This is a genomic window from Sphingomonas sp. (assembly GCF_013812825.1).
Classification (GTDB): domain Bacteria; phylum Pseudomonadota; class Alphaproteobacteria; order Sphingomonadales; family Sphingomonadaceae; genus Sphingomicrobium.
The window spans coordinates 40,391-60,180 of record NZ_JACCSU010000026.1 but is presented as its reverse complement, the minus strand read 5'-3'; the positions used below and the strand labels follow the sequence as shown (position 1 = coordinate 60,180).

Sequence of the window (19,790 nt, the reverse complement as noted above, 5' to 3'; positions counted from 1 at the left end):
CGCACGCCTCGCGGAGCTCGGGGTCGATCGCGTCATAGACGTCCAATTGCCCGGCGTTGACGATCGCCATGTCCATGCCGGCGGCGATCGCGTGGAACAGGAAAACGCAGTGCATCGCGCGGCGCACCGGCTCGTTGCCGCGGAACGAGAAACTGAGGTTGGAGAGACCGCCCGAGATATGCACCCCGGGGCAGGCCAGGCGGATGTCGCGGGTCGCCTCGATGAAATCGATCGCATAGCGGCGATGCTCGTCGATCCCGGTGGCGATGGCGAAGATATTGGGATCGAAGATGATGTCCTCGGGCGGGAAACCGTCGGCGGTCAGCAGGGCATAAGCGCGCCGACAGATCTCGACCTTGCGCGCCGCGCTGTCGGCTTGGCCGGTCTCGTCGAACGCCATCACCACCACCGCCGCGCCATAGGCCCGCACCAGCCGCGCCTGGGCGAGAAACGGCTCCTCGCCTTCCTTGAGGCTGATCGAATTGACGATCGGCTTGCCCGACACGCATTTGAGGCCGGCCTCGATCACGCTCCACTTCGAGCTGTCGATCATCACCGGGACCCGGGCGATGTCCGGCTCGGCGGCGATGCGCTTGAGGAAGGTGGTCATCGCCGCTTCTGAGTCGAGCAGCGCCTCGTCCATGTTGACGTCGATGATCTGGGCGCCGTTCTCGACCTGGTCGCGCGCGACCTCGACCGCCGAATCGTAGTCACCGGACAGGATCAATTTCTTGAACTTCGCCGAACCGGTGACGTTCGTGCGCTCGCCGATATTGACGAACGTCGCGCCGGCCGCGGCTCCCGTTTCCGTTCGTCCCGAGCTTGTCGAGGGACCGTCCTTCCGTTGTGCGCCTGAAGAAGAGGGCAGCCCTTCGACAGGCTCAGGGCGAACGGTTTGGTCCATGGTCAAGCCGCGAGGATCATCGGCTCGAGCCCGGCGAGCAAAGTGTGGCCGTCCGGCGCCGGCACCTTGCGCGGGGCGCCGCTGCGGGCGGCCGCGGCGATCGCGGCAATGTGGGCGGCGGTGGTTCCACAGCAGCCGCCGACGATGTTGACCAGCCCGTCGGCGATCCACTGCGACACCTGCGCGGCGGTCTCGGCGGCCGCCTCGTCATATTCGCCAAGCTCGTTGGGCAGGCCGGCGTTGGGATAGGCCATGACCAAGGTGTCGGCCCGGGCCGCGAGCGCCGCCAGATGCGGGCGCAGCTGTGCGGCCCCGAACGAGCAGTTGAGCCCGACGGTCACCGGCCTCGCGTGCCGGACCGAAGCCCAGAACGCCTCGACCGTGTGACCGGACAGGTTGCGGCCGCTCAGATCGGTCAGGGTCATCGAAATCATCAGCGGCAGCGGCCGGCCGAGCGCTTCCTGCGCCTCCAGCACCGCCTTGATGCCGGCCTTGGCGTTCAGAGTGTCGAAGATGGTCTCGATAAGGATGAAGTCGACCCCGCCTTCGACCAGCGCGTCGATCTGCTCGCGGTACACCGCTTTCATGGTGTCGAAATCGACCTCGCGGTAGCCGGGGTCGTTGACGTCGGGCGACAGCGACAGCGTCTTGTTGGTCGGGCCGAGCGCTCCCGCAACCCAGCGGCGCTGGCCGTCCCGCTGTGAAAAGCGGTCGGCGACCTGGCGAATGATCCGAGCCGCGGCTCGATTGATGTCGGCGACATGGGCCTGGGCCGCGTAGTCGGCCTGGCTGATCGCATTGGCGTTGAACGTGTTGGTGGCAAGGATGTCCGCGCCCGCTTCGGCGAACTCGGTGGCGATTTCCTCGATCAGCCCGGGCCGGGTCAGGTTGAGCAGGTCGTTGTTGCCGCGCTGATCCTTGGCCAGCGCGAGCTCGCCGCGATAATCCTCGCTCTTGAGCCGGCGGGCCTGGATCGACGTTCCGTAGGCGCCGTCCTTGACGAGGATTCGCTTGGCCGCTTCGGCCCGAAGGGTCTCGGCCGCGCTCATGCCGCTTTCGCCCGGACTCCGAGCAAATGGCAGATCGCGTAGGACAGCTCGGCCCGATTGAGAGTGTAGAAATGGAAGTGGCGAACCCCGCCCGCGTAGAGCTGCGCGCAGAGTTCCGCCGCGATCGTTGCGGCGACCAGCTGGCGGGCCGCGGGAAGGTCGTCCAGTCCTTCGAACAACCGGCCGACCCAGTCGGGCACCGAAGTACCGTTGATTGCGGCCATCCGGTTGATTGCCGCGAAGTTCGTGACCGGCATGATCCCCGGCAGGATTTCGATGTCGATCCCGGCCGCGGCCACTTTGTCGAGGTAGCGGAAGAAGCATTGTGGATCGAAGAAGAATTGCGTTGTGGCGCGGTTCGCGCCGGCGTCGACCTTGCGCTTGAGGTTATCGAGATCGGCGTCGATGCTGGGCGAGTCCGGGTGGCATTCGGGAAAGGCAGCAACCGAAATCTCGAACGGCGCAACCTGCTTGAGGCCGGCAACCAGCTCGCTGGCATTGGCGTAGCCGCCGGGGTGCGGCACGAATTTGGCGCCCTGCTCCGGGGGGTCGCCGCGGATCGCGACGATGTGGCGCACTCCGACCTCCCAATAGGAGCGCGCGATCGAGTCCACCTCCTCGCGGGTGGCGTTGACGCACGTCAGATGCGCGGCGGCGGGGATCGAGGTTTCGCGGACGATCCTCGCCACGGTCGCGTGCGTGCGCTCGCGGGTCGAGCCTCCCGCGCCATAGGTCACCGAGACGAAACGCGGAGCCAAAGGCTCGAGCGTCTTGACCGATTCCCACAGCGTCTCTTCCATTTTCTCGGTCTTCGGCGGGAAGAATTCGAAGCTGACCTGGATGTCGCCGCGGGTCTCCGCGAAAAGCGGCTCGTGCGCGGCGAGGCGTTCCAGTCGGTTCATGCCGCCCGCCGCTGGCGCTGCGGCAAGCCGGCCCCCTCGGCGCCCCTCGAAACAAGCTTTTCACCCCGCCACAGGGTCACCGTCAGCTCGCCGCCCTCGAGATGCTCGACATGGTCGAGCGCGAGCCCGGCGGCGGCGAACCAGCCGGCCATCACCTGATCGTCGAAGCCCAGCCGGATGTGCGCGTCGCTGGCCCGCAGCTCCTCGCGCTCATGAGCAGCGAAGTCGACGATCAGCAGCGTTCCGCCGGAGCTGAGGACCCGCGCCGCCTCGGCGATCGCTGCCGCCGGCGAGTGAGCATAATGCAGCACCTGGTGGATGATGACGCTGTCGGCGCTCTCGTCGGCCAGCGGCAGCGCGTACATGTCGCCCTGGCGGAGGCTCGATGCGATGCCCGCGGCCTCGAGCTTGACCCGCGCCAGCCGGAGCATCTCCGACGAGCGGTCGATGCCGATCGCTTGCGCGGCGCGTGGCCCGAACAGCTCGATCATCCGCCCGGTGCCGGTGCCGATATCGACCAGCCGGCCGAGATCTTTCTCCTCGAGAGCTCGCTCGATCGCTTCCTCGACCTCGCTTTCGGCGACGTGCAGCGAGCGGATCGAATCCCACACCTCGGCCTGGGCGGAGAAATAGCGCGAGGCGGCTTCGGCGCGGTCGGCGCGCACCGCCTCGAGCCGCGCCGCGTCGGCCGCGAACAGCGCCTGGGTCGGCGCGTCCGCCCAGGAGTCGAGCAGCGCGAACATCGGGGCCGTGCGCTCGGGGGCCGCCAGCGTCAGGAACACCCAGCTGCCTTCCTTGCGCCGTTCGACGACTCCCGCGTCGGCGAGAATCTTCAAATGACGCGAGACCCGCGGCTGGCTCTGTCCGAGGACCAGCGCCAGCTCGCCGACCGACAGCTCCATGATCCTGAGCAGCGCCAAAATCCGCACCCGCGTCGGGTCGGCCAAGGCCTGAAACAGGTCGGAGAGCGGAAGCGTCGGAGTCACCAGATAAGGATATAAAGATATCTTTATATGGGTCAAATTATCAAGGAGAACGGCATTACCCGCTGAACGCAAATTGTGCGACGAACCGTGGCTTCGACGAATTATGGCAATTGCGTGGCAGTTCGCTCGTCTGTATGGGCGCGCGCTGGCCTGTTCGAATCGCGCGACAGGCCGAGGCCCGTGCCCGGTTTTGGGCATTTAAGGAGTGGAACGATCATGAAGACATTTGCTGTGACCGTTGCGGTCCTCGCGCTCGGCCTCGCCGCGTGCGAAAGCCGGACCGAGGAAGCCGTCGAGAACGACGCCAATGTCGAAAATGCCGCGGAAGCGGACACCAATGCTGCGACCAACGATGCAGCCAACGCCGCCGACAATGCGCTCGATACGGCCGGTAACGCCGTCGAGGACGCGGGCAACGCCGTCGAGAACGCCGGCGAAGCCGTCGAGAACGCCGCCGACAACGCCACCGACTAAGCGTTCGCGGTTAGATTGAACTGAAGGGCCGTCCGCATTCGCGGGCGGCCCTTTTTCTATGAGCGTGCGAAGTGGTACTTGGCCCCCATGACCCGCGCCCTTCTCCCGATCCTGTTGCTGCTGGCCGGCTGCGGCGACGAGCGCCCGCCGGCGCCGACGGCCGAGGAGTCGGACCAGCTCAACGAGGTCGAAGAGCTGCTCAACCAGGAAGCGTCGAATCAAGAAGGGCCGGAGGATCGCTCCTCCAGCCCTTCCGATTAATCGGGCGCCTTCGACAGATAGAGCAAGGCGTCCGGCCGGGTGGAGCTTCCTTTAGAAGTCCATTCCGCCCATGCCGCCCATGCCGCCGCCGCCCATCGGCATTGCCGGCTTGTCCTCCGGAAGCTCGCTGACCGCCGCTTCGGTGGTGATCAGCAGTCCGGCGACCGAGGCCGCGTCCTGGAGCGCGGTGCGAACGACCTTGGTCGGGTCGATCACGCCGGCGTTGACGAGGTTCTCGTAGACCTCGGTCTGGGCGTTGAAGCCCATCGCCTGGTCCTCGCCCTCGAGCAGCTTGCCCGAGATCACCGCGCCGTCGTGGCCGGCGTTCTGGGCGATCTGGCGAACGGGCGAGTAGAGCGCCTTGCGGACGATATCGACGCCGCGGGTCTGGTCGTCGTTGACCCCCTTGAGGCCGTCGAGCGCCTTGGTCGCGTAGAGCAAGGCGGTGCCGCCGCCCGGAACGATGCCTTCCTCAACCGCGGCGCGGGTCGCATGGAGGGCGTCGTCAACGCGGTCCTTGCGCTCCTTGACCTCGACCTCGGACGCGCCGCCGACCTTGATCACCGCGACTCCGCCGGCGAGCTTGGCCAGCCGCTCCTGCAGCTTCTCGCGGTCATAGTCGGAGGTGGTGTTCTCGATCTGCTGGCGGATGGCCTCGGTGCGCGCCTTGATGGCCTCGTGGCTGCCGGCGCCATCGACGATCGTCGTATTGTCCTTGTCGATGGTGATGCGCTTGGCGGTGCCGAGCATCGCCGTGCTGACGTTCTCGAGCTTGATGCCGAGATCCTCGCTGATCATCTCGCCGCCGGTGAGGATGGCGATGTCCTCGAGCATCGCCTTGCGGCGATCGCCGAAGCCCGGCGCCTTGACCGCCGCGACCTTGAGGCCGCCGCGCAGCTTGTTGACCACCAGGGTCGCCAGCGCCTCGCCCTCGATGTCCTCGGCGATGATCAGCAGCGGACGGCCCGACTGCACCACCGATTCGAGGATCGGAAGCATGGCCTGGAGGTTGCTGAGCTTCTTCTCGTGAATCAGGATGTAGGGGTCCGAAAGCTCGACCGACATCTTCTCCGGGTTGGTGATGAAGTACGGCGACAGATAGCCGCGGTCGAACTGCATTCCCTCGACCACGTCGAGCTCGAACTCGAGCCCCTTGGCCTCCTCGACGGTGATGACGCCTTCCTTGCCGACCTTCTCCATCGCCTCGGCGATCTTCTCGCCGACGATGGTGTCGCCGTTGGCGGCGATGCTGCCGACCTGGCTGATCTCGTTCGATCCGGAGACCGGCTTCGAGCGCGCCTTCAGGTCCTCGACGACCTTGTTGACGGCGAGATCGATGCCGCGCTTGAGGTCCATCGGGTTCATCCCGGCCGCGACCGACTTCATGCCCTCGCGGACGATCGCCTGGGCGAGGACCGTCGCGGTGGTGGTGCCGTCGCCGGCGACGTCGTTGGTCTTCGAGGCGACCTCGCGGACCATCTGCGCGCCCATGTTTTCGAACTTGTCCTTGAGCTCGATCTCCTTGGCGACGGTGACTCCGTCCTTGGAGATGCGCGGCGCGCCGTAGCTCTTGTCGAGGATCACGTTGCGGCCCTTGGGCCCCAGCGTCACCTTGACCGCGTCGGCGAGGATGTCGACGCCCTTCAAAATCCGCTCGCGCGCGTCGCGCGAGAATTTTACGTCCTTGGCTGCCATGATTGGCTCCCTTTCAAATCAAATTTCAGTGTTGGAACTCGTCAGGCGACCACCCCGAGGATGTCGCTTTCCTTCATGATCAGCAGGTCTTCGCCCGCGATCTTGACCTCGGTGCCCGACCATTTGCCGAACAGGATCCGGTCGCCGGCCTTGACGTCGAGCGGAGTCACCTTGCCGTCCTCGGCCCGAACTCCCGAGCCGACGGAAATGACTTCGCCCTCCTGCGGCTTTTCCTGCGCCGTGTCGGGAATGATGATCCCGCCGGCGGTCTTCTCTTCGGCCTCGACCCTGCGGACGAGGACTCGGTCATGAAGCGGCCTGAAACCCATAGCCTGTAGCCCCTTGAAAATTTGGTTGCTCACGAATCGCGCTTGGCACTCTGCCCATGAGAGTGCCAGCGATGCCGCGCATATGGTTGCCCAAGCGCTGGGCGTCAACGGCTCCAAGGCGAATTTTGAATCACCGCCGATCCCCAGCCCCGCACCGGATTGCATCGCTCGCCTCGCAATGACGGTTGTTCTGCGCTAGCGACCCGCGCACATAGTTTCCGAGGATTGAACCGATGAAATTCGTGCGCGCGATCTGGAAGCTGCTGGTCGGCATCAAGGATGCCCTGGTGCTCTTGCTCCTGCTGCTGTTCTTCGGCTTGCTCTACGCGGGGCTCTCGGCGCGCCCCGATCCGGTGACCGACGGAGTGCTCGCTCTCGAACTCGACGGAACGGTCGTCGAGCAGCCGGCGCGGGCGGAGCTGTCGGAACTCGCCGCCGGCGGCAACAGGCTCAACGAGTACCGGCTCCGCGACCTTGTCGCCGTGCTCGACGAGGCACGGAACGACGATCGCGTCAAAGCGGTCGCGCTTGATCTCGAAGGTTTCCTCGGCGGCGGCCAGACGGCGATGTCCGAGCTTTCCGATGCGCTTCGCCGGGTGCGCTCGGCGGGCAAGCCCGTCATCGCTTACTCGGTCGGCTACACCGACGACCATTATCAGCTCGCGGCGGCGGCGTCGGAAGTCTGGCTCCACCCGCTTGGACTCGTCGCCATCGCCGGCCCCGGCGGATCGAACCCCTATTTCAAGGGGCTGCTCGACAAGCTCGGAGTGACCGCCAACGTCTATCGGGTCGGCACCTACAAGGCCGCGGTCGAGCCGTTTACCCGCAACGACATGTCGCCGGAGGCCGAGCAGAATTACCGGGCGCTCGGCGAGGCCCTGCTCGAGAGCTGGCGCGATGACGTCCGGCGCGCGCGCCCCAAGGCCAAGCTCGACGCCTATGTGGGCAACCTGCCCGCGGTCGTCGATGCGGCCGGCGGCAACCTCGCCCGCGCCGCCCTGAACGCCGGAATGATCGACAAGATCGCCGACCGCCGAGCGTTCGAGGCGCGCCTGGCCGAGCTCGGCGGCGAGGATCAGGACGCATTCGGCGGCTACAAGCGGATCAAGCTCGATTCCTACATCGCCGATCGGATCGAGCGTGACGACGGTGGGCCGATCGGGGTCGTCACCGTCGCCGGCATGATCGTCGACGGCAAGGCGCCCGAGGGCACTGCCGGCGGCGAGAGCATTGCCCGGGCGATCGAGAAGGGACTGAGCGACGATGGCCTCAAGGCGCTGGTCGTGCGCGTCGACAGCCCGGGCGGCTCGGCGCTTGCATCCGAGCAAATCCGCCAGGCGATGCTCGCCGCCAAGGCCAAGAAGCTGCCGGTCATTGTATCGATGGGCAATGTCGCGGCGTCGGGCGGCTACTGGGTCGCAGCCGGGGCCGACTATATTTTCGCCGAGCCGTCGACCATTACCGGCTCGATCGGGGTGTTCGGAATCCTGCCGAGCTTCCAGGGATCGCTCGAGAAGCTCGGAATGGGCGCCGACGGCGTCAAGACGACTCCGCTGTCGGGCGAGCCCGACCTGCTCAAGGGCCCGTCGCCCGAGGCCAACCGGCTGATCCAATCGTCGGTCGAATCGGTCTACCGGCACTTCCTCGCAATCGTCGCCCGGTCGCGGGGCAAGCCGGCGGTCGAAATCGATCGCATCGCCCAGGGCCGGGTGTGGGACGGGGGCACCGCCCGCCAGCTCGGGCTGGTCGACGGCTTTGGCGGCATGGAGGAAGCGATCGCCAAGGCGGCCGAGCTCGCCAAGCTCGGCGAGGGCGACCGCGGAGTCCGCTACCTTGAACGGCCGCAGAGCTTGACCGACAGCCTGCTCGCGATGCTGGCCAACGAGGAACTCGACGACGGTACCGCTCCGACCGATGCATTCGCGATGATCGGCGGCTCGCCCGCGCACGAGCTGGCGGCGGCGATTAGCGACCTGCGCTCGATCCTGTCGGGCCCGCGGATCCAGGCGCGCTGCCTCGAATGCGGCCCGGTTGCTCCTGCCGTGTTGAGCCGAGGCGACACGGGCCTGCTGGCCCTGCTCGCGGAATGGTTCTGATCCGACTGGCGAACCAGGCAGACGCAGCCGGAATAGGGGAGGTCTATCGGCCGTACGTCGAGGACAGCCGGATCAGCTTCGAGGAGCAGGCGCCGGACTCCGCCGAAATGGCGCTCCGGATCACCGCCGATCGTCCCGGCTTCCACCCGTGGCTGGTCGGGGAGGAGGCCGGCCGGATCCTCGGGTTCGCCAGCAGCTCGCCGTTCCGGACCCGGCTTCAAGTTGGGCGAGTGGATTGACGTCGGCCTGTGCAGAAGGAGCTCGCTCCGCGCGCCGCTTCGCCCACCGAGCCGCTGCCGTTCGAAGGTCTGTTCAACTCGGGCGGCTAGGCTTGGGTTTCCGCCGCCGCCGCCATCGGGTCGACAGCGGCAATAGCACCAGCGCCAGCAGCGCCATTGTGAGGGCGGCGATCCCGAACCCGATGGTCAGCGGGTTGTGCGCGTCCTCGCGGGTCTTCAGGTCCATGATGTGGAGGCCCCACATCCAGTCGTAGAACCGCCACCAGCTGGTGCGGCGGGCGACAACCTCGCCCGAGCTCGCGTCGACGTAGAAGTTGGTCCCGTCGTCCATCGCCACCTGCCACGCGGCGACCGGGCGGCGAAACTCGAGCGGCGGCTTTTGGGGATTGGTGCGGGTCGCGGATCTGACCTTCGCCGTGCCGATGTACCGCGCCGTCACCTCGCGCACCGCATCGGCGGCGGACAAGGGCGGCAGCAGCGCCCCGCTCGCGGGGTCGGCGAGCCGGGTTGGACCGCCGGCCATCCCGATGACCCAGCGCGGTCCCGCGGCCCGCTGCTCGAGCTTCAGCGAAGCCAGTGGAACGCCGCCGACCGCCGGCGGGACCGGCGGCAAAGCCATGCGCACCGGCCTCAGCTCGGACAATAGATGCTCGCCGCGCACCTCCTCGATCGGCTTGGCGACCATGACCAGCCCGGACACGACCCAGAACAGGATCGGCAGGCCGACCACCCAGCCGAGCCACACGTGCCAGCGGCGCAATCGTGACCGGACGGCCCCCATTTAGATATGAATCGGCTTGCCGGTGACCGCCATCGCCGCTTCCTTCAAGGCTTCGCTGTGGGTCGGGTGGGCGTGGCAGGTGTAGGCGATGTCCTCGCTGGTTGCTCCGAATTCCATCGCCTGGGCCGCCTGGGCGATCATCGTCCCGGCGAGCGAGCCGACCATCCAGACGCCGAGCACGCGGTCGGTCCTGGCGTCGGCGATCACCTTGACGAAGCCGTCCGTGTCGCGGTTGGTCTTGGCTCGGCTGTTGGCGAGAAACGGGAACTTGCCGGTCTTCACCTCGCCCTGCTGTTTCGCTTCCTCCTCGGTCAGCCCGACGCCGGCGATCTCGGGATGGGTGTAGACGACGGTCGGAATGACCGCGTGGTTCACGATCCCGGTCTGCCCGGCGATGTTCTCGGCGACCGCGATGCCCTCGTCCTCGGCCTTGTGGGCGAGCATCGGCCCGGGGATCACGTCGCCGATCGCCCACACACCCGGAACCGAGGTGCGGAATTCATGGTCGGTCTCGATCTGACCGCGGTTGTTGGTCTTGAGGCCGATCGCCTCGAGCCGAAGCCCATCGGTGTTGGGACGCCGGCCGATCGACACCAGCACCGCATCGGCTTCCAGTGCTTGCGAGTCGCCGCCCTTGGCCGGCTCGACGCTCAAAGCAACGGTCGCGCCGTCGACCTTGGCGCTGGTCACCTTGGTCGCGGTGCGAATGTCGAATCCCTGCTTCTTGAAGATTTTCGCGCATTCCTTGCGCACTTCGCCGTCCATGCCGGGCAGGATCTCGTCGAGGAACTCGACCACCGTCACCTGGCTGCCGAGGCGGCGCCACACCGATCCCAGCTCCAGGCCGATCACTCCGCCGCCGATCACCACCAGCCGCCTGGGCACCTCGGGCAACGCCAGAGCACCGGTGGAATCGACGATCCGGCCGCCGTCATTGTCGACCTCGACGCCCGGCAGCGGGGTCACCGAGGACCCGGTCGCGATTACCACGTTCCTGGCGCTGACCGTTCGGTCGCCGACCTTGACCCGGTTGGGAGCTTCGAATGCGGCCGCGCCTTTCAGCCATTCGACCTTGTTCTTCTTGAACAGGAACTCGATGCCGCCGGTGAGCTCGCCGACCGCCTTCCTCTTCTCGGCCTGCATCGCGTCCAGATCGAGATCGACATCGCCCAGCTTGACTCCGAACTTGGCCAGCGCGCCGCCCTTGGCTTCCTCGTACAGCTCGGACGCGTGCAGCAGCGCCTTGGACGGGATGCAGCCGACGTTGAGGCAGGTGCCGCCCAGCGTCTCGCGGCTTTCGGCGCACGCGGTCTTCAACCCCAGCTGCGCCGCCCGGATCGCCGCGACATAGCCGCCCGGCCCCGCGCCGATCACCAATATATCGAAGTCGAACTCGTCAGCCATTCTTTCTCTTTCGCGGCGGTAGCTTAAAGGTCGATCAGCAGGCGCGTCGGGTCCTCGATCGCTTCCTTGACCCGGACCAGAAACGTGACCGCCTCGCGCCCGTCGACCAGCCGATGGTCGTAGGACAGAGCCAGATACATCATCGGCCGGACCACCACTTCGCCATCCTTCGCGACCGGCCGCTCCTCGATCCGGTGCATGCCCAGCACCGCCGACTGCGGCGGGTTGATGATCGGGGTCGACAGCAGGCTCCCGAACACGCCGCCGTTGGAGATGGTGAAGGTGCCGCCCTGCATCTCCTCGATGCCCAGCGTCCCTTCCTTGGCACGCTTGCCGTAGTCGGCGATGGTCTTCTCGATTTCGGCGAAACTCAGCGCCTGGGCATTGCGGACCACCGGAACCACCAGCCCCTTGGGCGCGGAGACCGCAATCGAGACATCGAGATAGTCGTGATAGACGATCTCGTCGCCGTCGATGCGCGCGTTGACCGACGGAAGGTCACGGGTCGCAAGCGTCACCGCCTTGACGAAAAAGCCCATGAATCCCAGCCGGATGCCGTGCTTCTTCTCGAACAGATCCTTGTAGCGGGTGCGCGCCTCGATCACTGCTGACATGTCGACGTCGTTGAAGGTGGTGAGCAGCGCCGCGGTATTCTGCGCTTCTTTCAGCCGAGCGGCGATCGTCTTGCGAAGCCGCGACATCTTGACGCGCTCTTCTTTCCTGTCGTTCCCCGGCGAAGGCCGGGGCCCAGGAGGCGGAGCCTTCGTCTCCTGAGCTGGCGCAGCTTTCGCCTGCGGCGCCTGGGCCCCGGCCTGCGCCGGGGAACTCGGTTGCCCCTTTTGCGCTTCGGCCGCGGCGATCACGTCGTCCTTGGTCAGCCGTCCGTCCTTGCCCGTGCCCTTGATCTTCGACGGGTCGACATGATGCTCGAGCACCGCCCGGCGAACGGCTGGCGACAGGGTGGTGACGGTGTCGGCGCCTTGCGGCTGTTCGGCCGGCTCCGGCTGGTCGCCGGATGAAGTCTCGTCTCCAGGGCCGGGCTCGGGTGCATGCTCCGCTCCGCGCAGCGTCGGATTCTCGCCCGCCCCGGCCGGGTTGGTCGTAGCCTCGGCGGCGTCGGCATCCGTCGAACTGGACGGCTGAGCCGCCCCATCCTCGATCCGCGCGATCACCGCCCCGACCGCGACCGTGTCGCCTTCCTGGACCAGCGCCTCGCCGAACACTCCGGCGACCGGCGAGGGCACCTCCACTGTCACCTTGTCGGTCTCGAGGCTGGCAATCGGCTCGTCGGCGGCGACCGCCTCGCCGGGCTTCTTGAGCCACTGGGCGAGCGTCCCTTCGGTAATCGATTCGCCGAGCGCCGGGACCTGAACGTCAGTCGCCATGATGTTCCTTTACCTTGGGCGCGGCTGCCGGGCGCTCGTCGCGGCTGCTATGCCCGAGGGCGCCGGCGATCAAGGCCGCCTGCTCGGCCGCGTGACGCTTGGCGAGGCCGGTCGCGGGCGACGCCGCCGCGTCGCGTCCCGCAAATTGCGGCCGCATGCCTGCAAAGCCCGCCTCGGCCAGGCAGGCTTCCAGCAGCGGTTCGACGAAAAACCAGGCGCCGTTGTTCTTCGGCTCTTCCTGCGCCCAGATCAGCTGTTCGAGCTTGGGCATCGCCTTCAACCGCTTGACCAGAGGCTCCGACGGGAACGGGTAGAGCTGCTCGATTCGGACGATCTCGACTCCAAGGTCGCCCGAATCGTCGCGCGCCTCCATCAATTCGTAGGCGAGCTTGCCCGAACACAGCACCAGACGCCTGGTGTCGCCTTCGCCCGGCGCATTGAGGTCGCTGAGGATCCGGCGGAAATGGCTCTCGCCGGTGAATTCGCCGATGTCCGAGACCGCGAGCTTGTGCCGCAGCAGCGACTTTGGAGTCATCAGGATCAGCGGCTTTCGAAAATCGCGCAGCAGCTGGCGCCGAAGGATGTGGAAATAATTCGCCGGAGTCGTGCAATTGGCGACCTGGAGATTGTCCTCGGCGCAAAGCTGCAAGTAGCGCTCTAGCCGCGCCGAGCTGTGCTCCGGCCCTTGGCCTTCGAAACCGTGGGGAAGCAGCATCACCAAGCCGCTCGCTCGAAGCCACTTGGCCTCGCCCGAGGCGATGAACTGGTCGATGATGGTCTGGGCGCCGTTGGCGAAGTCGCCGAATTGCGCTTCCCACAGAACCAGAGTGCGCGGATCGGCGATCGAATAGCCATATTCGAACCCGAGCACACCGAATTCGCTCAGCGGCGAGTCCCGGACCTCGAAGCGGCCGCCTTCGACCGAGCAAAGCGGGATGTATTTCTCGCCGCTCGACTGGTCGACCCACACCGCGTGGCGCTGGCTGAAGGTGCCCCGGCCGCTGTCCTGGCCCGACAGCCGGACATTGTGCCCCTCGAGCAGCAGGCTTCCGAACGCCATCGCCTCGGCGGTGGCCCAGTCGACGCCGGCGCCGCTTTCGAACATCGTCTTGCGGGCATCGAGGATGCGCTGCAGCGTCTTGTGGATCTTGAACCCTTCCGGGACGCGGGTCAGAGCATCGCCCAGTTGCCGCACGGCATCTTCGCGGATGCAGGTCGTCGTGTTGCGGCGGCCAAGCACGGGCTCGTCGGGCCGGCCCAGCCCCGCCCAGCGGCCCTCGAACCAGTCGGCCTTGTTGGGCAAATAGCTGGCCGCCGCCTGGAATTCCTCCTCGAGGTGGTCGACGTAGGCCTTGGTGTGCTGCTCGATCCATTTCGAGTCGACGACGCCTTCGTCGATCAGCCGCTTGCCGTAGATCTCGCTGATCGCCGGTTGCTTGCGGATCGCGGCGTACATCAACGGCTGCGTGAAGCTCGGCTCGTCGCCCTCGTTGTGGCCGAAACGCCGGTAGCACCACATGTCGATGACGATGTCGCGTCCGAAGCGGTGGCGGAATTCGATCGCCAGCTTGCAGCAGAAGGTCACCGCTTCCGGATCGTCGGCGTTGACGTGGTGGATCGGCGCCTGGATCGATTTGGCGATGTCGGACGGATAGGGCGACGAGCGCGCGAACTGCGGGCTGGTGGTGAAGCCGACCTGATTGTTGATGATGAAGTGGATGGTTCCGCCGGTGCCGTAGCCGGGCAGTCCCGAGAAGCCGAGGCATTCGGCGACCACGCCCTGGGCGGCGAACGCCGCATCGCCGTGGAGCAGGATGGGAAGCACGGTCTTGCCGTGCTTGTCGCCCTTGGCGGTCATCACCGCTCGCGCCTTGCCGAGGACCACCGGGTCGACCGCTTCCAGATGCGACGGGTTGGGCAGCAGCGACAAATGCACCTTGTTGCCGTCGAACTCGCGGTCGCTCGACGTTCCCAGATGGTATTTGACGTCCCCCGAGCCACCGACGTCGGCCGGGTTGGTCGCCCCGCCGGCGAACTCGTGGAAGATCGCCTGGTGCGGCTTGCCCATCACGTTCGACAGCACATTGAGCCGCCCGCGATGGGCCATGCCGATGGCGACTTCCTCGACTCCGTACTGGCCGCCGTACTTGATCACCGCTTCGAGGCCGGGGACCGCGCTTTCGCCGCCGTCGAGTCCAAAGCGCTTGGTGCCGACATATTTCTTGGCGAGGAATTTCTCCCACTGCTCGGCCTCGATCACCTTGGCGAGGATCGCCTGCTTGCCTTCGGTGGTGAACTGGACGGTGGCTTCCTTGCTCTCGATCCGCTCCTGGATGAAGCGCCGCTCGTCCAGGTCGTTGATGTGCATATATTCAAAGCCGATGTGGCCGCAGTAGGTCTCCTGGAGCACTCGGACGATCTCTCGAACCGTCGCCTGCTCGAACCCGAGGACGCCGCAAATGTAGATCGAACGGTCGAGGTCGGACTCGGTGAACCCGTGATAGGCGGGCGTCAGGTCGGCAGGGCATTCGCTGCGGTGAAGGCCGAGCGGATCGAGCCGCGCGGCAAGATGACCGCGAACGCGATAGGTGCGGATGAGCATCATCGCCCGGATCGAATCGTCGGCCGCTTTGCGGACCGCCGCGGGGTCGGCCCCGGCCGCCTCGGCCTTGCCTTTCACGACCGCCGCGAATTGCTCGATCGCCGCCTGCGTCGGATCGAGCCCGAGGTTGAGCTCGTCGAGCTCGGCGACCGGCCAGTTGGGCCGCGCCCAGCTCGGCCCGGACTCGGGTTGGTTGCTCAATGCATCCATTACCTGGGCACTAACTCTCCAGAAGCTGTTTGAGCGTCTTGCCCAGTTCAGATGGGCTTGGGGACACGGTAATTCCAGCCGCCTCCATCGCCGCGATCTTGTCTTCGGCGCCGCCCTGGCCGCCCGAGACGATCGCCCCAGCATGGCCCATTCGCCGACCGGGCGGAGCGGTGCGCCCGGCGATGAAGCCGACCACCGGCTTCTTGCGCCCGCGCTTGGCCTCGTCGGCGAGGAACTGCGCGGCGTCCTCCTCGGCGCTGCCGCCGATCTCGCCGATCATCACGATCGACCGGGTCTCCTCGTCGGCGAGAAACAGCTCGAGCACGTCGATGAAGTCCGTGCCGTTGACCGGGTCCCCGCCGATCCCGACCGCGGTCGACTGGCCGAGCCCCTCGTTGGTGGTCTGAAACACCGCTTCATAGGTCAGCGTGCCCGACCGCGACACGACTCCGACGCTGCCCTTGGAGAAGATGTTGCCCGGCATGATCCCGATTTTGCACTCCCCGGGGGTCAGCACGCCGGGGCAATTGGGCCCGATCAGCCGCGACTTCGAGCCCGTCAGGGCGCGCTTGACCTTGACCATGTCGAGCACTGGAATCCCTTCGGTGATCGTGACGATCAGCGGCACCTCGGCGGCAATCGCCTCGAGGATCGAATCGGCGGCGAACGGCGGCGGCACATAGACCACCGAGGCGGTCGCGCCGGTCGCCTCGACCGCCTCGCGGACGGTGTCGAACACCGGCAGCCCGAGATGCTCGCTACCGCCCTTGCCCGGAGTGACGCCGCCGACCATCTGCGTTCCGTAATCGAGCGCCTGCTGGGTATGGAAGGTGCCGGTGTCGCCGGTCATGCCTTGCGTGATGACGCGCGTGTTCCGGTCGACGAGGATGCTCACTTGAGGCTGCCGTCGATTTGCTTGCACGCGACCAGCAGCTCCTTCACCGCGTCGACGCTGACCTGGAAATTGGCCTTGGCTTCGTCGTTGAGCTGGATCTCGACGATCCGCTCGACGCCCTCGGCGCCGATCACCACCGGCACTCCGACATAGAGGCCGTCGACTCCATACTGGCCGGTCAAGTGCGCGGCGGCGGGAAGCACGCGCTTTTTGTCCTTCAAAAAGCTCTCGGCCATCGCGATCGCGCTGGTCGCGGGCGCGTAAAAAGCGCTTCCGGTCTTGAGCAGAGCGACGATCTCGCCGCCGCCGCCGCGCGTGCGCTTGACGATTTCGTCGATCCGATCCTTCGTCGACCAGCCCATCTTGATGAGGTCCGGGAGCGGGATCCCGGCGACGGTAGAATATTCGACGATCGGGACCATCGTGTCGCCGTGGCCGCCGAGCACGAATGCGGTGACGTCCTCGACGCTCACCTCGAACTCCTCGGCGAGGAAATGGCGGAAGCGGGCGCTGTCGAGGACTCCGGCCATGCCGACGACGCGGCTGTGCGGAAGCCCCGAGAATTCGCGCAGCGCCCAGACCATCGCGTCGAGCGGGTTGGTGATGCAGATGACGAAGCTGTCGGGCGCATGCGCCTTGATGCCCTCGCCGACCGCTTTCATCACCTTCAGATTGATTCCGAGCAGGTCGTCGCGGCTCATCCCGGGCTTGCGCGGCACCCCGGCGGTGACGATGCACACGTCGGCGCCGGCGATGTCGGCATAGTCGGACGTGCCCTTCAGCTTGGCGTCGAAATCGTCGACCGGGCCGGCCTGGGCGATGTCGAGCGCCTTGCCCTCCGGAATGCCCTCGGCGATGTCGAACAGGACGATATCGCCGAGCTCGCGCATCGCCGCGAGGTGGGCGAGCGTCCCGCCGATCATCCCGGCGCCGATCAACGCGATCTTTCTTCGAGCCATTGGCGAACCGGTCCCCTGTGTTCACGTGCGTTGCGGGCATCGCCGTCACGGAAGGGCGGCGGATCGGCGGCGCTCTAGACCGGGCGCGATGCGCGGGCAACAGCACCGGGCGTAAGTCGGCTAGCCGACCCGCCCTTTTCTTTGCGCTCGCCCCCATGCTAGCGGCGTCGGGCAAGGAGTAGCTCCGTTGGCCGAGTTTCGACTGCCGAAGAACAGCCGCATCAGGAAGGGGCGCGCCCATCCGCCCGAAAGCGGCCAGCGATTGAAGGCGTTCAAGGTCTACCGCTACGACCCCGACAGCGGCGCCAACCCTCGCTTCGACACCTACACCATCGACCTCGACAAGTGCGGCCCGATGGTTCTCGACGCGCTGATCAAGATCAAGAACGAGATCGACCCGACGCTGACCTTCCGGCGCTCGTGCCGCGAAGGCATTTGCGGCTCCTGCTCGATGAACATGGACGGCCGCAACGGCCTCGCCTGCACAACCCCGATCGCCGACACCAAGGGCGAGGTGCAGATCACTCCGCTGCCGCACATGGAAGTGGTCAAGGACCTCGTCCCCGACCTGACCCACGCCTACGCGCAATATGCGCTGATCCAGCCCTGGCTGAAGGCCGCGACCCCCGCCCCGTCCGGCAGGGAGCGGCTGCAGTCACCCGCCGACCGGGCCAAGCTCGACGGCCTCTATGAATGCATCCTGTGCTTCTGCTGCTCGACCAGCTGCCCAAGCTACTGGTGGAACCAGGACCGGTTCCTCGGCCCCGCGGTGCTGCTCCAGGCCTATCGCTTCCTCGCCGACAGCCGCGACGAGATGACCGGCGAGCGCCTCGACCAGCTCGAGGACCCGTACCGGCTCTACCGCTGCCACACGATCATGAACTGCGCCAACGTCTGCCCCAAGGGACTCAACCCGGCCAAGGCGATCGCCGAGACCAAGAAACTGATTGCGGAGCGGGCCGCTTGACGGACCGTGACCAAAGAAGAAGCCGGGCGGCTTGATGGCCCGTCGGCAAGGACCCGCCGCTTGAGCGACGTTCCGCGGCTTCCGAGCGGAGCCAAGGAAGATCCCGACCATCCCGGCTGGTACAGCTGGGGCGAGTTTCCGCGCGGCTCGTTCGCCGCGGCGACCGGCAAACTCCTGTTCAGGCCGGACGGCGATGGCCGGGCCCGCTGCCGAATCTTCCCGACCGAAGCGATGCTCAACATGGGCGGGTCGATCCACGGCGGCGCGGTGATGAGCTTCATCGACATGGCGCTGTTCGCCGGCGGCCGCTGCGCCGGGATGGAGGAGGGCCATTACGTGACCCTCGACTGCTCGGTCCAGTTCATCGGCCGCGGTCGCGCCGGGACGCCGCTCGACGCCGTCGTTCGACTCGTCAAGCAGACCTCCGGCGGCCACGTCTTCTTCATCGGCACTTGCGAGCAGGACGGTGAGCCGACCCACAGTTTCTCGGGCACCCTGAAGCGCATCAAGCCGCGCTCATGACCACGCCGGTCGGCAACGCTTTTGCGGCGCTACTCGCCGCCGGCGAGCTTCGGCCGGACGCTGCGCAGGCTCGGGCGGTGGCGGCGCTCGATCGCCTCGCCCAATCGATCAAGGCCAAGAAGGGCGGCCTGCTCGATCGGCTGCGCGGGTCGGCCGACAACGGTCTGGCCGGCGTTTACCTGTGGGGAGGGGTCGGGCGCGGCAAGTCGATGCTGATGGACCTCGCGTTCGACCATGTCTCGGTATCCCCCAAGCGCCGGGTTCATTTTCACGCGTTCATGCTCGAGACCCACCGGCGGCTGCGCGAGGCACGCAAGAGCGAGCAGGGCGACCCGCTCGACGAGGTTGCCGACCGCATCGCCGATGAGGCGCGGCTGCTCGCGTTCGACGAAATGGTCGTCAATAACCCGGCCGATGCGATGATCCTGTCGCGACTGTTCGACAAGCTGCTCGAGCGCGGCGTCAAGGTCGTCACCACCTCGAACCGGCCGCCGAGCGACCTCTACAAGGACGGGCTCAACCGCGAGCTGTTCGTGCCGTTCATCGAATTGATCGAGCAGTGCATGGAGGTCGTGGCGGTCGACGGGCCGACCGATTACCGGCTCGAGCGGCTGTCCGGGGTCCGCGCCTGGCACGTGCCCAACGGACCCGAAGCAACCGCCGCTCTGTCGCGCGCCTTCTTCCAGCTCACCGATTTTTCGGTCGAGGACCGGGCCAAGGTGCCGTCCGAGGAGCTCGACGTCGGCGGCGGACGGACTCTGCACGTGCCCAAGAGCCTCAAGGGCGTGGCGGTGTTTTCGTTCAAGCGGCTGTGCGGGGAGCCGCGCGGCGCCGCCGACTATCTCGCCGTCGCGCAGCGCTTCCACACCGTGATCATCGTCGGCATCCCGGTGATGAGCCGGGCGATGCGCAACGAAGCGGCGCGCTTCGTCACCTTGATCGACGCGCTCTACGAGCACCGGGTCAAGCTGCTTGCAGCGGCCGACGCCGAACCCGCGCAGCTCTATCCGCAAGGCGACGGCAGCTTCGAGTTCGCCCGCACCGCGAGCCGGCTCGAGGAGATGCGAAGCGCGCAATATCTCGCCGAGGGCCACGGAATGGATGCGGCTTGACGCTGCAGCGACTGGCCT

Annotated in this window: 19 protein-coding genes; 7 read left to right on the top strand and 12 right to left on the bottom strand. The window is 66.6% G+C overall.

Going from position 1 to position 19,790, the window contains the following annotated elements; genetic code table 11:
• The 4 genes from H0T81_RS03455 to H0T81_RS03440 all read right to left on the bottom strand — a co-directional run.
• A partial coding sequence (locus tag H0T81_RS03455; RefSeq protein ID WP_294009819.1) for a dihydropteroate synthase occupies positions 1 to 904 on the bottom strand: 904 nt, incomplete at its 3' end.
• 2 nt (positions 905 to 906) lie between these two features.
• The gene (locus tag H0T81_RS03450) at positions 907 to 1,953 is read right to left on the bottom strand and encodes a homocysteine S-methyltransferase family protein (protein ID WP_294009817.1); all 1,047 of its coding nucleotides are present in this window, start codon (positions 1,951 to 1,953) and stop codon (positions 907 to 909) included.
• Positions 1,950 to 2,855 carry a methylenetetrahydrofolate reductase [NAD(P)H] gene (gene metF / locus H0T81_RS03445; RefSeq protein WP_294009814.1) on the bottom strand — a complete coding sequence of 302 codons (906 nt, stop codon included), beginning with the start codon at positions 2,853 to 2,855 and terminating at the stop codon, positions 1,950 to 1,952. Before metF ends, H0T81_RS03450 begins: the two co-directional genes overlap by 4 nt.
• Positions 2,852 to 3,868 (bottom strand): metalloregulator ArsR/SmtB family transcription factor, encoded by a 1,017-nt coding sequence (locus H0T81_RS03440; protein WP_294009825.1) that lies wholly within the window; start codon positions 3,866 to 3,868, stop codon positions 2,852 to 2,854. Before H0T81_RS03440 ends, metF begins: the two co-directional genes overlap by 4 nt.
• A gap of 189 nt (positions 3,869 to 4,057) precedes the next feature.
• On the opposite strand from H0T81_RS03440, the gene H0T81_RS03435 reads away from it, so the two are divergent.
• Complete coding sequence (locus tag H0T81_RS03435) at positions 4,058 to 4,315, top strand: circumsporozoite protein (protein ID WP_366474083.1); 258 nt, start codon at positions 4,058 to 4,060, stop codon at positions 4,313 to 4,315.
• A gap of 87 nt (positions 4,316 to 4,402) precedes the next feature.
• A complete protein-coding gene (locus tag H0T81_RS03430; protein WP_294009811.1) occupies positions 4,403 to 4,576 on the top strand; it encodes a hypothetical protein in 174 nt (57 codons plus the stop codon).
• Between the two features lie 51 nt (positions 4,577 to 4,627).
• Here H0T81_RS03430 and groL read toward each other — a convergent pair whose 3' ends face one another.
• Complete coding sequence (gene groL, locus H0T81_RS03425) at positions 4,628 to 6,271, bottom strand: chaperonin GroEL (RefSeq protein WP_294009808.1); 1,644 nt, start codon at positions 6,269 to 6,271, stop codon at positions 4,628 to 4,630.
• A 41-nt stretch (positions 6,272 to 6,312) separates the two neighbouring features.
• Positions 6,313 to 6,600: a co-chaperone GroES gene (gene groES / locus H0T81_RS03420; protein WP_294009806.1), complete on the bottom strand. Its 288-nt coding sequence runs from the start codon at positions 6,598 to 6,600 to the stop codon at positions 6,313 to 6,315.
• A gap of 233 nt (positions 6,601 to 6,833) precedes the next feature.
• On the opposite strand from groES, the gene sppA reads away from it, so the two are divergent.
• Both sppA and H0T81_RS03410 read left to right on the top strand, forming a co-directional pair.
• Positions 6,834 to 8,696 (top strand): signal peptide peptidase SppA, encoded by a 1,863-nt coding sequence (gene sppA, locus H0T81_RS03415; protein WP_294009804.1) that lies wholly within the window; start codon positions 6,834 to 6,836, stop codon positions 8,694 to 8,696.
• Positions 8,687 to 8,935, top strand: coding sequence for a hypothetical protein (locus H0T81_RS03410; RefSeq protein WP_294009801.1), 249 nt, complete (start codon positions 8,687 to 8,689; stop codon positions 8,933 to 8,935). The genes sppA and H0T81_RS03410 overlap by 10 nt, the downstream gene beginning before the upstream one ends.
• Before the next feature lie 73 nt (positions 8,936 to 9,008).
• Here H0T81_RS03410 and H0T81_RS03405 read toward each other — a convergent pair whose 3' ends face one another.
• From H0T81_RS03405 to mdh, 6 genes are read right to left on the bottom strand one after another with little or no spacing between them, the layout of a single operon-like run.
• Entirely contained in the window at positions 9,009 to 9,716 is a 708-nt protein-coding gene (locus H0T81_RS03405; RefSeq protein ID WP_294009798.1) for a PepSY domain-containing protein, read from the bottom strand.
• Positions 9,717 to 11,120, bottom strand: a complete 1,404-nt coding sequence (gene lpdA, locus H0T81_RS03400; protein ID WP_294009795.1) for a dihydrolipoyl dehydrogenase — start codon at positions 11,118 to 11,120, stop codon at positions 9,717 to 9,719.
• Between the two features lie 23 nt (positions 11,121 to 11,143).
• Positions 11,144 to 12,505, bottom strand: coding sequence for a 2-oxoglutarate dehydrogenase complex dihydrolipoyllysine-residue succinyltransferase (gene odhB / locus H0T81_RS03395; RefSeq protein ID WP_294009793.1), 1,362 nt, complete (start codon positions 12,503 to 12,505; stop codon positions 11,144 to 11,146).
• Positions 12,495 to 15,308 carry a 2-oxoglutarate dehydrogenase E1 component gene (locus H0T81_RS03390; protein ID WP_294009790.1) on the bottom strand — a complete coding sequence of 938 codons (2,814 nt, stop codon included), beginning with the start codon at positions 15,306 to 15,308 and terminating at the stop codon, positions 12,495 to 12,497. The genes odhB and H0T81_RS03390 overlap by 11 nt, the downstream gene beginning before the upstream one ends.
• A 19-nt stretch (positions 15,309 to 15,327) precedes the next feature.
• Positions 15,328 to 16,212, bottom strand: coding sequence for a succinate--CoA ligase subunit alpha (gene sucD / locus H0T81_RS03385; protein WP_294009788.1), 885 nt, complete (start codon positions 16,210 to 16,212; stop codon positions 15,328 to 15,330).
• Positions 16,209 to 17,171 (bottom strand): malate dehydrogenase, encoded by a 963-nt coding sequence (gene mdh / locus H0T81_RS03380; RefSeq protein ID WP_294009785.1) that lies wholly within the window; start codon positions 17,169 to 17,171, stop codon positions 16,209 to 16,211. The genes sucD and mdh overlap by 4 nt, the downstream gene beginning before the upstream one ends.
• Positions 17,172 to 17,358: 187 nt before the next feature.
• Between mdh and H0T81_RS03375 the strand changes: the two genes are divergently transcribed.
• Genes H0T81_RS03375 through zapE form a run of 3 tightly spaced genes read left to right on the top strand, consistent with a single transcriptional unit; the run spans position 17,359 to position 19,772 of the window.
• Complete coding sequence (locus H0T81_RS03375; RefSeq protein ID WP_294009782.1) at positions 17,359 to 18,138, top strand: succinate dehydrogenase iron-sulfur subunit; 780 nt, start codon at positions 17,359 to 17,361, stop codon at positions 18,136 to 18,138.
• Between the two features lie 6 nt (positions 18,139 to 18,144).
• Positions 18,145 to 18,660, top strand: a complete 516-nt coding sequence (locus H0T81_RS03370) for a PaaI family thioesterase (RefSeq protein ID WP_294009780.1) — start codon at positions 18,145 to 18,147, stop codon at positions 18,658 to 18,660.
• Positions 18,657 to 19,772 carry a cell division protein ZapE gene (zapE, locus tag H0T81_RS03365; protein ID WP_294009777.1) on the top strand — a complete coding sequence of 372 codons (1,116 nt, stop codon included), beginning with the start codon at positions 18,657 to 18,659 and terminating at the stop codon, positions 19,770 to 19,772. The genes H0T81_RS03370 and zapE overlap by 4 nt, the downstream gene beginning before the upstream one ends.
• The last annotated feature ends 18 nt before the right edge of the window (positions 19,773 to 19,790 follow it).

Excerpts from the sequence above, each read along its gene's own strand:
- odhB (WP_294009793.1), bottom strand. The coding sequence starts at position 12,505 with ATGGCGACTGACGTTCAGGTCCCGGCGCTCGGCGAATCGATTACCGAA.
- metF (WP_294009814.1), bottom strand. The coding sequence starts at position 2,855 with ATGAACCGACTGGAACGCCTCGCCGCGCACGAGCCGCTTTTCGCGGAG.
- H0T81_RS03430 (WP_294009811.1), top strand. The coding sequence starts at position 4,403 with ATGACCCGCGCCCTTCTCCCGATCCTGTTGCTGCTGGCCGGCTGCGGC.
- H0T81_RS03405 (WP_294009798.1), bottom strand. The coding sequence starts at position 9,716 with ATGGGGGCCGTCCGGTCACGATTGCGCCGCTGGCACGTGTGGCTCGGC.
- mdh (WP_294009785.1), bottom strand. The coding sequence starts at position 17,171 with ATGGCTCGAAGAAAGATCGCGTTGATCGGCGCCGGGATGATCGGCGGG.
- H0T81_RS03450 (WP_294009817.1), bottom strand. The coding sequence starts at position 1,953 with ATGAGCGCGGCCGAGACCCTTCGGGCCGAAGCGGCCAAGCGAATCCTC.
- H0T81_RS03435 (WP_366474083.1), top strand. The coding sequence starts at position 4,058 with ATGAAGACATTTGCTGTGACCGTTGCGGTCCTCGCGCTCGGCCTCGCC.
- zapE (WP_294009777.1), top strand. The coding sequence starts at position 18,657 with ATGACCACGCCGGTCGGCAACGCTTTTGCGGCGCTACTCGCCGCCGGC.
- groL (WP_294009808.1), bottom strand. The coding sequence starts at position 6,271 with ATGGCAGCCAAGGACGTAAAATTCTCGCGCGACGCGCGCGAGCGGATT.
- sppA (WP_294009804.1), top strand. The coding sequence starts at position 6,834 with ATGAAATTCGTGCGCGCGATCTGGAAGCTGCTGGTCGGCATCAAGGAT.
- groES (WP_294009806.1), bottom strand. The coding sequence starts at position 6,600 with ATGGGTTTCAGGCCGCTTCATGACCGAGTCCTCGTCCGCAGGGTCGAG.
- lpdA (WP_294009795.1), bottom strand. The coding sequence starts at position 11,120 with ATGGCTGACGAGTTCGACTTCGATATATTGGTGATCGGCGCGGGGCCG.
- H0T81_RS03410 (WP_294009801.1), top strand. The coding sequence starts at position 8,687 with ATGGTTCTGATCCGACTGGCGAACCAGGCAGACGCAGCCGGAATAGGG.